Origin of the sequence: Shewanella sp. SNU WT4 (assembly GCF_006494715.1) — a bacterium.
Lineage (GTDB): Bacteria > Pseudomonadota > Gammaproteobacteria > Enterobacterales > Shewanellaceae > Shewanella.
This window is the reverse complement of the sequence record NZ_CP041151.1, coordinates 545,880-558,369: the sequence shown is the minus strand read 5'-3', so window position 1 is coordinate 558,369 and position 12,490 is coordinate 545,880. Positions and strand designations below refer to the sequence as shown.

The 12,490-nt window shown below is 46.4% G+C and carries 7 protein-coding genes, 3 tRNA genes, 3 rRNA genes and 1 pseudogene; 7 read left to right on the top strand and 7 right to left on the bottom strand.

From position 1 onward, the window contains the following. Nucleotides 1-104: 104 nt before the first annotated feature. Together FJQ87_RS02545 and FJQ87_RS02540 are read left to right on the top strand one after the other, a co-directional pair. The gene (locus tag FJQ87_RS02545) at nucleotides 105-974 is read left to right on the top strand and encodes a protein-glutamate O-methyltransferase CheR (protein WP_240778800.1); all 870 of its coding nucleotides are present in this window, start codon (nucleotides 105-107) and stop codon (nucleotides 972-974) included. Nucleotide 975: 1 nt separating this feature from the next. Further along, nucleotides 976-1,995, top strand: a complete 1,020-nt coding sequence (locus FJQ87_RS02540) for a chemotaxis response regulator protein-glutamate methylesterase (protein ID WP_140930352.1) — start codon at nucleotides 976-978, stop codon at nucleotides 1,993-1,995. A gap of 22 nt (nucleotides 1,996-2,017) precedes the next feature. Here the strand turns inward: FJQ87_RS02540 and FJQ87_RS02535 are convergent, their stop codons facing one another. Continuing rightward, entirely contained in the window at nucleotides 2,018-3,109 is a 1,092-nt protein-coding gene (locus tag FJQ87_RS02535; RefSeq protein WP_140930351.1) for a polysaccharide deacetylase family protein, read from the bottom strand. A gap of 20 nt (nucleotides 3,110-3,129) precedes the next feature. Here FJQ87_RS02535 and FJQ87_RS02530 point away from each other — a divergent pair, with 20 nt between their 5' ends. The 5 genes and pseudogenes from FJQ87_RS02530 (at nucleotide 3,130) to FJQ87_RS02505 (ending at nucleotide 8,440) form a co-directional block, all read left to right on the top strand. Continuing rightward, nucleotides 3,130-4,464: an MATE family efflux transporter gene (locus FJQ87_RS02530; RefSeq protein WP_140933956.1), complete on the top strand. Its 1,335-nt coding sequence runs from the start codon at nucleotides 3,130-3,132 to the stop codon at nucleotides 4,462-4,464. 362 nt (nucleotides 4,465-4,826) lie between these two features. Further along, nucleotides 4,827-6,035 carry an IS4 family transposase gene (locus FJQ87_RS02525; RefSeq protein WP_206194382.1) on the top strand — a complete coding sequence of 403 codons (1,209 nt, stop codon included), beginning with the start codon at nucleotides 4,827-4,829 and terminating at the stop codon, nucleotides 6,033-6,035. Nucleotides 6,036-6,186: 151 nt separating this feature from the next. Beyond that, on the top strand, nucleotides 6,187-6,531 hold the full coding sequence (locus tag FJQ87_RS02520) for an IS66 family insertion sequence element accessory protein TnpB (protein ID WP_140930349.1): 345 nt from the start codon (nucleotides 6,187-6,189) through the stop codon (nucleotides 6,529-6,531). After that, nucleotides 6,528-6,878: pseudogene (gene tnpB / locus FJQ87_RS02515) on the top strand (IS66 family insertion sequence element accessory protein TnpB). The gene FJQ87_RS02520 and the pseudogene tnpB overlap by 4 nt, the downstream one beginning before the upstream one ends. An 80-nt stretch (nucleotides 6,879-6,958) precedes the next feature. Continuing rightward, nucleotides 6,959-8,440, top strand: a complete 1,482-nt coding sequence (locus FJQ87_RS02505; RefSeq protein ID WP_140930347.1) for an IS66 family transposase — start codon at nucleotides 6,959-6,961, stop codon at nucleotides 8,438-8,440. 123 nt (nucleotides 8,441-8,563) lie between these two features. Here FJQ87_RS02505 and rrf (FJQ87_RS02500) read toward each other — a convergent pair. The 6 genes from rrf (FJQ87_RS02500) to FJQ87_RS02475 form a co-directional block, all read right to left on the bottom strand. Next, nucleotides 8,564-8,679, bottom strand: a 5S ribosomal RNA gene (gene rrf / locus FJQ87_RS02500). Between the two features lie 29 nt (nucleotides 8,680-8,708). Further along, a tRNA-Thr gene (locus FJQ87_RS02495) sits at nucleotides 8,709-8,784 on the bottom strand. A gap of 9 nt (nucleotides 8,785-8,793) precedes the next feature. Continuing rightward, nucleotides 8,794-8,909, bottom strand: a 5S ribosomal RNA gene (gene rrf / locus FJQ87_RS02490). A 100-nt stretch (nucleotides 8,910-9,009) separates the two neighbouring features. After that, a 23S ribosomal RNA gene (locus tag FJQ87_RS02485) occupies nucleotides 9,010-11,902 on the bottom strand. 324 nt (nucleotides 11,903-12,226) lie between these two features. After that, nucleotides 12,227-12,302, bottom strand: a tRNA-Ala gene (locus FJQ87_RS02480). Nucleotides 12,303-12,369: 67 nt separating this feature from the next. After that, a tRNA-Ile gene (locus FJQ87_RS02475) sits at nucleotides 12,370-12,446 on the bottom strand. Nucleotides 12,447-12,490: the final 44 nt, after the last annotated feature.

Below are 12,490 nucleotides of genomic sequence, written 5' to 3'. Positions count from 1 at the left end.
TTGGCCTATTCCCTGCTCATTGAGTCGTAGACACACGATTACATAAAGAATAACAAGGAGCGATTGGGAAGCTTGGACTCCCAATCAGACTGTCAGGGATGAACATGAGTACTAACCATTTAGACGATGAACCCGAGTTCCTTATGACAGATAAAAATTTTGAGTACATAAGAACACTCGCTTACCAACAAACAGGGATAGTGTTACCTGAACGCAAAAAACATATGGTGTATAGCCGCTTGTGTCGCCGCTTGCGGGTATTAGGCCATAATGACTTTGGCGAATATTGCCAGACGTTAGAACACAACAATGATGAGTTACCTAACTTTATCAATGCGTTAACTACCAACTTAACGTCTTTTTTTCGCGAGAGACATCACTTCGACTTTTTGAACGATGTGGTGATGGATCAATGGCGTAAACAAGGTAAAAAGCGCATTCGTATTTGGTCATCTGCCTGCTCAACCGGTGAAGAACCTTACAGCATAGCCATGACGTTACAACCTATGCTTGCGCAAGCTCAGCTTGATATTAAGATTTTAGCCACAGATCTCGATACTAATGTGCTCGCCAAAGCGCAAGCCGGCATTTACCCCAAAGATAACCTTGAGCATATTGCCAACGACATGCAAAAGTCTTGCATCAATTTGTTAGGTAATCAATTTGAAATCAAGCCGCTGATCAAAAATCACATTCATTTTAAACAGTTAAACTTGCTGCAATCTTGGCCAATGAAAGGTTCATTTGACGTCATTTTTTGCCGTAATGTGATGATCTATTTTGACGCTGAAACCCGCAAAAAAATCATTGCCAGATTCAGGCAATTATTGAGTAATGATGGTTATTTAATCATTGGCCACTCTGAAACCTTGCATCATATTTCCGATGAGTTTGTGCTAATCGGCCACACTATTTATCGCCCAAAAACTCACACTACCCATTCTTTGAGCCAATTTGGCACTGAAGGTAAATAAGATGATTAAAGTTCTTGTCATAGACGACTCTGCCTTAGTCAGGCAATTACTGACCCATATGCTGGAGCAAGCTGATGATATTTGCGTTGTCGGCGGCGCTGAAAATCCATTGCAAGCCAGAGACATGATTAAAACGCTCGCGCCAGATGTGCTCACCTTAGACATAGAAATGCCCAAGATGGACGGGATCGCATTTTTACGTAACTTAATGCGCTTACGCCCCATGCCGGTCATTATGATATCGACTTTAACCGAGAAAGGCGCAGCTATTACCCTTGAGGCCTTAAGCATTGGCGCCATCGACTTTATCGCTAAGCCAAAAAACGATTTACAAAACAGCTTACCGACCTATCAAGCTGAATTATTAGAAAAAGTAAGACAAGCCGCTTGTTGCCGCATTCGCCCCAAGATGCCTGTTACACCGATAATCAGTACCCATAATGCCAAACTTAAAAACCGCTTAGTGGCTATTGGCGCTTCAACCGGTGGCACCGAAGCTATTGCAGAATTGATTAGTACGCTACCAGCTAACTTTCCACCTGTGGTCATAGCCCAGCATATTCCCGCGGCGTTTAGCGCCTCGTTTGCGCGGCGCTTAGATACTAAATGCGCCATGAGTGTTCATGAGGCCGTGGGCGGCGAATTACTTAAACCAGGATTTGTGTATGTGGCGCCGGGAGATAAGCATTTAACTATTATTAGAAGAGGTACTCATTTTTACACTGAGCTACTTGATACCGATCCCGTCAATCGCCATAAACCTTCGGTCGAAGTCTTGTTTAATAGCGTGGCGGAATGCGCAGGTCAGCAGAGTATAGGCGTGATGCTAACTGGAATGGGCAAGGATGGTGCGCAGGGATTACTCGCCATGAAGGAGCAAGGATCGCATAACATTTGCCAGGATGAAGCCACATCTGTGGTGTGGGGCATGCCAGGGGCTGCGGTGGCGATTGACGCGCACCATGAACAGCAACCCCTACATTTAATCGCCAATCGGCTATTAAGCTTACTTAGAGTCTAAAACCTAAGCTGCTTACACCGGCTTAAAACTTGGGCCAGCTGCCATCATCCTTAGGTCTCACCCAAGCTTGTGAGAACCAATAATAGCGCCCAGTGGATTTGCTGGGCGCAGTGCAATTGTAACGTGAACGCCCAGCGCCTAAAGCTAGCTCAGCCTGAATACTAAAAGTTTCAGCATTCAACCACACAGGCTCAGTCGCGCCCTGCCCTTGCACAAAACACATCACTTGTTTGCGATTGATATCTGTCATATCCAACGTTAACTCAAGCTTGGGCTGCCACTTGCCATTTGCAAGCATAGGATCGTGAATGTTTTGGCTGACGATAGGCATGTTCAAACTGTGCAATTTGACCTTAAGCGATGACATATCGGCATAAGGGCCAGCCACCGGAAAACGAGGTAACGCCGTGAGTGATGAATACCAGCCAGCAGCGCCAGACTGTTGACCTAAGGCTACATATCCTTGTTCAGCTAACCATTGCTGCAGCTGCGCATTATATTCACCATAAGGATAGGCTAAGGTTTTATGAGACTGACCTGTGTGTTTTAAAATCATCGCCTCAGTACGTTCAATATTAGCGGTAACGCGCCCCAACCATTGCGCCTCAGTTTCACCAGCGTCCATACGCACTAAGTGTTCATGGGCATAGCTATGATTTGCGATAGTGGCGCCTTCTTGGGAAATCTTAGTTAAGGTTGCCCAGCTCATCATCTCCCCATAACCTTGCTCAATTGGCGCTATGGCAACAAACATAGTGTAGGGAAAGCCAAACTCTTTTAATAAGGGATGCGCATTAGCGGCAATGTCTTGATAACCGTCATCAAAGGTAATTACCACGCTTTTATCGGCTAATGGTTGACGCTGCTTAATGGCTTCGATTAAACGGCTCAGAGGAATAACGGTAAAATCATTGTCTTTAAGATACTGCATCTGCTCACGAAATTGCGCGAGGCTAACACTCGTGCTGCGCGGCCCTGTGTCTGATACATGATGATACTGTAGAATGACAGCGCCGCGCTGCGCCACTGGCGTGTTCGGTAATTGCGCCCATGCTAGGGTGCTTAAGCATAAGCAAAAAGTAGCGAGTATCGCACTCAGCCATTTATTTAACATATAAGATTTTCGCCTCTATGATGACAAGTCCAGCAATTCTGCTTAACGCTCAAGCCAATCGACACTTGTTGGCCTTAGCCTTGCCAATGATTTTATCGAATATCACTGTGCCCTTATTGGGCCTAGTGGATACTGCGGTTATAGGTCATTTGAGTAATGCCTATTATTTAGGGGGCGTTGCATTAGCATCGACCATAATTACGCTAATTTTCTGGTTACTCGGATTCTTGCGCATGGCCACCACCGGCCTAGTCGCGCAAGCGTATGGTCGACAAGATAATCAACAACAATTCAGCCTGCTATTACAAGCCGTGAGCCTAGCACTGATTTTTGGCTTACTCATTATTGCTTTGCAACAGCCTATTCTTGAACTTGCTTTAGGTTTTTCTGCCGCTAGTGAGCAGGTGATTATCTATTGCCAACAGTACTTTTATATCCGAATTTGGGCGGCGCCTTTTGCCCTATTAAATTTAGTGTTATTGGGATATCTACTGGGCAGACAACAACCTAAAGCCGCTATGTGGCAACTCATAGTCGCTAATAGCGCCAACATTATACTCGATTTGGTATTGGTTTTGGGATTTGACATGGGAGTTAAGGGTGCGGCCATCGCCTCAGTCATCGCTGAAATAGCAGGAACCACAGTCGCTGCCACTATGGTCATCCGCCAACTGAAGTTGCAATCGGGTTTTGCCCTTAAAGAGCAACTCTGTCGCTTGCAACTTAATGGCTATCAGCAACTGCTGAGCCTCAATGCCAATATCTTTATTCGCAGTCTATGCCTGCAAGCTGTGTTCGCCTTTATGACCTTTAAAGCCGCGAGCTTGGGTGATACTGTGTTGGCAGCCAATGCTATTTTACTGAACTTACTCTTACTTATTTCTTACGCCTTAGATGGTATTGCCTACTACGCCGAAGCTGAAGGTGGGCGCCACTTTGGGCGCGGAGATAAAGCCGGGCTCAAATATAGCGTTGCCCTCGCCTTTTATTGGTCAGCGATTATAGCCATATGTTTTAGTTTAAGTTTTTATCTACTAGGCGCGCCATTGATTAGCTCGCTCACTAGCATAACGAGTGTGCAAGCCAGTGCCATTCATTACCTGCCGTGGTTAGTCTTGATGCCTATCTTAGCTTTTGGATCATACCTGTTTGATGGCGTCTATATAGGCACAGCGCAGGGGGCAACCATGCGTAACAGCATGATATTTTGTACCTTCGCCGTATTCTTCCCTGTGTGGTGGTGTTTAGAATCGTCAGGCAACCATGCCCTATGGGCCGCGATGTCAGCCTTTATGCTTACCAGAAGCCTCACTTTAGGACTGCATTACCAATTAAAGCTAAGTCGCCACGACTGAGCTGGTATTAAATCGACATCAATTTAATCAATAGCATTAATGCCAATCACTGAAACTGATTGGCATTTTTTATGCCCAGAGCTTCAGTCTATGACTCATGCTGCTAATAGCCAAAAGCTGCAGCATTGTCTGATTACATAAATTTTTAACAACTTTACTGAGGGTGCGGGGAAGTATTAGCGACGGTAATCTGAGATGAACTAGATACAATATTTAGTATTCAATCAGCGTTAAACATCAGCCAAGCCACTTAGCCCTGAGGAATCCCCTGATAATTTACAAATAAATCATCAAATTAGGGTGGAAGCGCATCTTGTTGCATGATCAAATGGTTTCGTCAAAAACTACACTTGGACAACAAGATGCGCGAAGCCAATATCCTACAACATTCTTTACACCAATACTGCCCAGAACTTCACCTAAAACGATTAAACAGTTTGATGCTGGCCTCTAAGGCACTGATTGAATGTAAGACACTGACCTTGACTGAGTTAGGTCGAAATTTACCAACCACGGCTCGAACCAAGCAAAACATCAAGCGCATTGATCGTTTGCTCGGCAACACGCATCTGCACCAAGAGCGGTTAGCGGTCTACCAATGGCATGCCAGCCTTATCTGTTCTGGTAACCCTATGCCGATTGTGCTCGTCGATTGGTCAGATATCCGAGAGCATAAACGCATCATGGCCCTGCGAGCCTCAATAGCCTTCAATGGCCGCTCTATTACCCTATATGAGAAATCCTATCCCCTATCAGAACAATGCTCTAAGGCCGCCCACAACGGTTTTTTAGCGGACTTAGCCAAGATTTTACCTTTGCATGTTACCCCTCTCATCGTGACTGACGCGGGGTTCAAAGTGCCTTGGTACAAAGAGGTTGAGGCACATGGTTGGTTTTGGCTAAGCCGTATTCGCGGTACCGTTCAATTTGCAGATATTGGTGCCGAAAATTGGCGTGCAGTTCGCAGTACACATGACTTGGCCAACAGTCGAGCGAAGAGCCTAGGGTGTAAGCTCTTAACCAAATCTAACCCTATCAATTGCCATCTCACGCTTTATCGTAGCAAACCTAAGGGGCGTACAAATCAGCGTTCAACGAGGACGAATTGCCACCATCCATCAGCAAAAACGTACTCAACAGCGGCGAGAGAACCTTGGGTGTTAGCCAGCAACTTACCACCAGGATCTCGGAGCCCAAAACAGCTGGTAAACCTGTACGCCAAACGTATGCAAATTGAAGAAACCTTTCGTGACCTCAAAAGCCCGGCATACGGCTTTGGCTTACGCCAAAGTCGTACCAACAGTCCAGAGCGATTCGACATCATCCTACTGATTGCGTTAATGGTTCAATGCCTGTTGTGGCTAGTTGGTTTACACGCACAGCAACAGGGCTGGGATAAGCATTTTCAGGCCAATACCATTGGGCATCGAACGGTACTCTCAACGATTCGCTTGGGATTGGAGGTACTCAGGCGGCCTGATTATCAAATCACGGAGAAAGAATTGCTGGCGGCGTGGGTATTATTCGCCAATCAGTTACTCAAATATGGCTATGCTATGGCCGATTTATGAGGGGATCCTTCAGCACTTAGCCTTAACGTCGTAAAGGCTAATAGACTTATATATGTAGGCATCTCAATCGTAACCGTCCAGCGACCCACACCTCGCATCGTTAATCTGATTATTTGAAAATATCTGCTCATTGATAAATTTGGAGCAGGTGATGACAACTCACAAAACAAGTCAGCAGTGGCGACAGTTACTTTTACAACGCAATACTTTTAGTGGCACTAATATCGAATTTTGCCAGCAACATAATGTCTCGATTACCACCTATTATAAACAGCGCGCTTTACTGGGTAAGCAACAGTACCAGCCAAGCGTGTCAGAGCAAACATCTCACGCTACTCAATCACGCTTTATACAACTAAAACAAACCACCACTGAAGTCTGCACGCAAACTCATCAACACCCAGTGCTGTTTAATACGCGAACTGGCCAACTCACTCTTTCAGCGGATTTAGCAACAATAGATATCCTTACCATCATTAAGGGGCTAATGGTATGAAGATGTTTGTTGATGTGCCTTCCGTCTATTTATGTGCCGATGCTGTCGATTTTCGTAAATCAATTAACGGGTTGGCGGCTTTAGTCGAAGCAGAGCTAGAGCTGTCCGTCCTTAATGGTGCACTATTTGTGTTTTGCAATAAAGGCCACGATAAACTCAAATGACTTTATTGGGATAACACTGGCTTTGCGCTATGGTATAAGCGATTAGACAAGCATAAGTTCAAATGGCCCAAACTCATATCACCCACCATGACATTATCCGAGCAGCAATTACACGGGTTATTAGGGGGTTATGATGTCATTGGCCACAGTAAAATTGATGTGACGGGTAAGCAACTACGTTAATATTTGCGATCAATTGATGATCATCAAAACAAGGTCAATTAGCACTACAAAGCCTTTCGATATGCCTTAACATAGGCGTCATGAAAAATGAACTCGCCCTTAAACAGCGCATTGCTGAACTTGAAAAACTGTTAGCGCAGAAGGATGCACTCATCGCAGCCTTGGAAGAGCGCTGGCGCCTCGCTCAACAAAAACAATTCGGCAAAAGTGCTGAAGGCTTTGTTGGGCAAGGCGAGTTATTCAATGAAGTAGAAGAGATTGTTGAAGCCGTTGAGGCCGAGCAACAATCCATTAGCTATACCCGTAAAAAGCCTGTGCGTAAGCCACTGCCAAAAGACTTACCCCGTGAGCAGGTTATCCATGATATCACCGATAAGACCTGTGATTGCTGTGGCAGTGAGTTACATAAAATGGGCGAGGATAAATCAGAAAAGCTTGAGTTTATTCCAGCGCAAATCAAAGTGATTGAGCACATTAGGCCTAAATACGCTTGCCGCCACTGTGATAAATCCTCGACTCAAACGCCGATTAAACAAGCCTCAATGCCAGCAATGCCAATCAATAAAGGCATTGCTACAAGCAGTTTACTCAGTCAGCTTATCACCAGTAAATATCAATACGGGTTACCGCTTTATCGCCAGGAAGCGATGTTTAAGCAATATGGCATTGAGCTCAGTCGCCAGACAATGAGCAGCTGGATAGACAAATCAGCCACCCTCTTCGCACCATTAGTTGAACGGCTTAAAACAGCGTTGTTAAAACAGCCCACGTTGTTTGCTGATGAAACGCCATTAAAAGTGGTGAAATCCGATAAAGTGAACAGTTACATGTGGGTCTATTGCTCAGGTCGAGATTCACCAGCCCCGAATAATCCTATCCCTAATATTGTGCTTTACGACTTCCACAATAGTCGGGCAGCCGCCTGCGTGGTCAATTATCTTGATGGATATCAAGGCTATTTGCACGTAGATGGATATCAAGCTTATGAAAAAACACAGGCAACCTTAGTGGGATGCTGGGCTCATGCTAGGCGTAAATTTATTGAAGCAAAAAAGCTGCAAGGTAAAAACAAAACCGGCAAAGCGGATGTGGTATTGAGTCTTATCCAGAAATTGTACGGTGTAGAGTCACACATCAAAGATAAAACTACAGATGAAAAGTACATTGCCAGACAAGAGGCTAGCCTGCCTATTTTTAGCAAGCTAAAAGCATGGCTTGAGCAAAACCAGCCCAATTTAGTGGGTAATACCAAACTGATGGAGGCAGCTAATTACCTGGCTAATCAATGGCACAAACTCATTCGTTATGTTGATGATGGCAGGCTGAGTATTGATAACAATCGTGCAGAGCGAGCCGTAAAACCGTTTGTGATTGGCCGAAAAAATTGGTTATTCAGTCAGACAGCTAATGGGGCAAATGCCAGTGCCACGCTTTACAGCATAGTAGAAACGGCCAAGGTCAATGGCTTAGTACCATTTGATTACATCATGGCTTGTCTTAATGAACTGTGCCAACCAGCACCGGATATCGACAGCCTGTTACCATGGAATTTTAAAAGATAGGTGTAGTTGCCCAGACGCTTACCCTTAGTTGGCTAGCAGTATGAAAAACTCTTACAAAATCTAACGAATAAAGCCCGTTGCGTTAGCAACGGGCTTTATCGACTCTCTTACGAGAAATTAGGCGCCTGGAGATGACCTACTCTCGCATGGGGAAACCCCACACTACCATCGGCGCGACTGTGTTTCACTTCTGAGTTCGGAATGGGATCAGGTGGTGCCACAGTGCTATGGTCTCCAGACAAATTCTTTACATTTATACATTTGTCTATGGTGCTGATACCCAGAATCGAACTGGGGACCTCATCCTTACCAAGGATGCGCTCTACCGACTGAGCCATATCAGCGAATTTGGTGTCTGGAGATGACCTACTCTCGCATGGGGAAACCCCACACTACCATCGGCGCGACTGCGTTTCACTTCTGAGTTCGGAATGGGATCAGGTGGTGCCACAGTGCTATGGTCTCCAGACAAATTTGGAAATTCGGAAAGCTAATTATTGAGTACTCAATCTTCAATCAAGTATTTTTCGATTCTTTCAGGCTTGTTCAGTAAAACCCATCTGGGTTGTATGGTTAAGCCTCTCGGGTCATTAGTACAAGTTAGCTCAACGCCTCACAACGCTTACACACCTTGCCTATCAACGTCCTAGTCTCGGACGGCCCTTCAGAGGACTTATAGTCCTAGGGATGACTCATCTTGGGGCTCGCTTCCCGCTTAGATGCTTTCAGCGGTTATCGATTCCGAACGTAGCTACCGGGCAATGCCATTGGCATGACAACCCGAACACCAGCGGTTCGTCCACTCCGGTCCTCTCGTACTAGGAGCAGCTCCCCTCAATCATCCAACGCCCACGGCAGATAGGGACCGAACTGTCTCACGACGTTCTGAACCCAGCTCGCGTACCACTTTAAATGGCGAACAGCCATACCCTTGGGACCGACTTCAGCCCCAGGATGTGATGAGCCGACATCGAGGTGCCAAACACCGCCGTCGATATGAACTCTTGGGCGGTATCAGCCTGTTATCCCCGGAGTACCTTTTATCCGTTGAGCGATGGCCCTTCCATTCAGAACCACCGGATCACTATGACCTACTTTCGTACCTGCTCGACGTGTCTGTCTCGCAGTTAAGCTGGCTTATGCCATTGCACTAACCGTACGATGTCCGACCGTACTTAGCCAACCTTCGTGCTCCTCCGTTACTCTTTGGGAGGAGACCGCCCCAGTCAAACTACCCACCAGGCACTGTCCCTAATCCCGATAAGGGACCTAGGTTAGAACATCAAAACTACAAGGGTGGTATTTCAAGGACGACTCCACACAAACTAGCGTTCATGCTTCAAAGTCTCCCACCTATCCTACACATGTAGGTTCAATGTTCAGTGCCAAGCTATAGTAAAGGTTCACGGGGTCTTTCCGTCTAGCCGCGGGTATACGGCATCTTCACCGCAATTTCAACTTCACTGAGTCTCGGCTGGAGACAGCGTGGCCATCATTACGCCATTCGTGCAGGTCGGAACTTACCCGACAAGGAATTTCGCTACCTTAGGACCGTTATAGTTACGGCCGCCGTTTACCGGGGCTTCGATCATGAGCTTCTCCGAAGATAACCCAATCAATTAACCTTCCGGCACCGGGCAGGCGTCACACCGTATACTTCATCTTGCGATTTTGCACAGTGCTGTGTTTTTGATAAACAGTTGCAGCCACCTGGTATCTGCGACTCCCGTCAGCTTAGAGAGCAAGTCTCATCACCAACAGGAGCGTACCTTCTCCCGAAGTTACGGTACCATTTTGCCTAGTTCCTTCAGCCGAGTTCTCTCAAGCGCCTTGGTATTCTCTACCCGACCACCTGTGTCGGTTTGGGGTACGATTCCTGCTAACCTGAAGCTTAGAAGATTTTCCTGGAAGCATGGCATCAACTACTTCAGTCCCTTAGGACCTCGTCATCAGCTCTCAGCGTAAGTATTCCCGGATTTGCCTAAGAATACCGCCTACCACCTTAAACGCGGACTACCAACGCCGCGCTAGCCTAGCCTTCTCCGTCTCTCCATCGCAGTTAGCACAAGTACGGGAATATTAACCCGTTTCCCATCGACTACGCCTTTCGGCCTCGCCTTAGGGGTCGACTCACCCTGCCCCGATTAACGTTGGACAGGAACCCTTGGTCTTCCGGCGAGGGGGTTTTTCACCCCCTTTATCGTTACTCATGTCAGCATTCGCACTTCTGATACCTCCAGCGTGGGTTACCCCTTCACCTTCAACGGCTTACAGAACGCTCCTCTACCGCGCATCTCTAATGAAATGCACCCGTAGCTTCGGTGACTAGCTTAGCCCCGTTACATCTTCCGCGCAGGCCGACTCGACTAGTGAGCTATTACGCTTTCTTTAAATGATGGCTGCTTCTAAGCCAACATCCTAGCTGTCTAAGCCTTCCCACATCGTTTCCCACTTAGCTAGTACTTTGGGACCTTAGCTGACGGTCTGGGTTGTTTCCCTTTTGACAACGGACGTTAGCACCCGCTGTCTGTCTCCCGCATAGTACTCATTGGTATTCGGAGTTTGCAAAGGGTTGGTAAGTCGGGATGACCCCCTAGCCTTAACAGTGCTCTACCCCCAATGGTATTCGTGCGAGGCGCTACCTAAATAGCTTTCGAGGAGAACCAGATATCTCCCGGTTTGATTGGCCTTTCACCCCCAGCCACAAGTCATCCGCTAATTTTTCAACATTAGTCGGTTCGGTCCTCCAGTTGATGTTACTCAACCTTCAACCTGCCCATGGCTAGATCACCGGGTTTCGGGTCTACACCTAGCAACTAAACGCGCAGTTAACACTCGGTTTCCCTACGGCTCCGCTATTCGCTTAACCTCGCTACTAAATGTAAGTCGCTGACCCATTATACAAAAGGTACGCAGTCACGGTCTCAAGAACCGCTCCCACTGCTTGTACGTATACGGTTTCAGGTTCTATTTCACTCCCCTCACAGGGGTTCTTTTCGCCTTTCCCTCACGGTACTGGTTCACTATCGGTCAGTCAGGAGTATTTAGCCTTGGAGGATGGTCCCCCCATGTTCAGACAACATATCACGTGTGCCGCCTTACTCGTTTTCATCTAAGGTTAGTTTTCATGTACGGGACTATCACCCTGTACCGTTGGACTTTCCAGACCATTCCACTAACACCCCCTAGACTTAAGGGCTAATCCCCGTTCGCTCGCCGCTACTTAGGGAATCTCGGTTGATTTCTTTTCCTCTGGGTACTTAGATGTTTCAGTTCCCCAGGTTCGCCTCATACAGCTATGTATTCACTGCATGATGACCACTTATGTGGCCGGGTTTCCCCATTCGGACATCGTTAGCTCAAATGCTTGTTACTAGCTCGCCAACGCTTTTCGCAAGTTACTACGTCCTTCATCGCCTCTGACTGCCAAGGCATCCACCGTATACGCTTAGTCACTTAACCATACAACCCAAATGAGTTTCACTTGAGCGTATTGCAACTAGCTGGTTTTTACTGTCTCTTGCTTTCGCAAAAGAACGCCTTGATTTACTTCATTTCTGAAGTTAAAGAATATCCAAAACACTTGATTAAAGTATTTTGAGAACTCAATTTTGTATCACCTAATGCTCGCGCACTAAGTTCTACTATCAGCTTTCCAAATTTTTAAAGAACATATTTCAACGACTTGGTTGAAATTAGGCTTAAAAAAGCCAAAGATAAATTTTACATTATCTTTGGCATTTCTATTCCAAAATCTGCAATGGTGTCCATTTCTATTCAGAGAAATGGTGGAGCTATGCGGGATCGAACCGCAGACCTCCTGCGTGCAAGGCAGGCGCTCTCCCAGCTGAGCTATAGCCCCATTGCAGCAGTCGAAAACATATTGAAACCTAAAACATCCGCCAAATCGGTTTGATAACAAAACAATTTGGTGGGTCAGAGTGGACTTGAACCACCGACCTCACCCTTATCAGGGGTGCGCTCTAACCAGCTGAGCTACAGACCCATGCTTTGGTCTCGCAATATTCTCTATCTTCTATCAGACAATCT

What these genes read in the sequence shown, in the direction of transcription:
- FJQ87_RS02545 (WP_240778800.1), top strand. Translation starts at nt 105, where the DNA reads ATGAGTACTAACCATTTAGACGATGAACCCGAGTTCCTTATGACAGAT.
- FJQ87_RS02540 (WP_140930352.1), top strand. Translation starts at nt 976, where the DNA reads ATGATTAAAGTTCTTGTCATAGACGACTCTGCCTTAGTCAGGCAATTA.
- FJQ87_RS02535 (WP_140930351.1), bottom strand. Translation starts at nt 3,109, where the DNA reads ATGTTAAATAAATGGCTGAGTGCGATACTCGCTACTTTTTGCTTATGC.
- FJQ87_RS02530 (WP_140933956.1), top strand. Translation starts at nt 3,130, where the DNA reads ATGACAAGTCCAGCAATTCTGCTTAACGCTCAAGCCAATCGACACTTG.
- FJQ87_RS02525 (WP_206194382.1), top strand. Translation starts at nt 4,827, where the DNA reads ATGCGCGAAGCCAATATCCTACAACATTCTTTACACCAATACTGCCCA.
- FJQ87_RS02520 (WP_140930349.1), top strand. Translation starts at nt 6,187, where the DNA reads ATGACAACTCACAAAACAAGTCAGCAGTGGCGACAGTTACTTTTACAA.
- FJQ87_RS02505 (WP_140930347.1), top strand. Translation starts at nt 6,959, where the DNA reads ATGAAAAATGAACTCGCCCTTAAACAGCGCATTGCTGAACTTGAAAAA.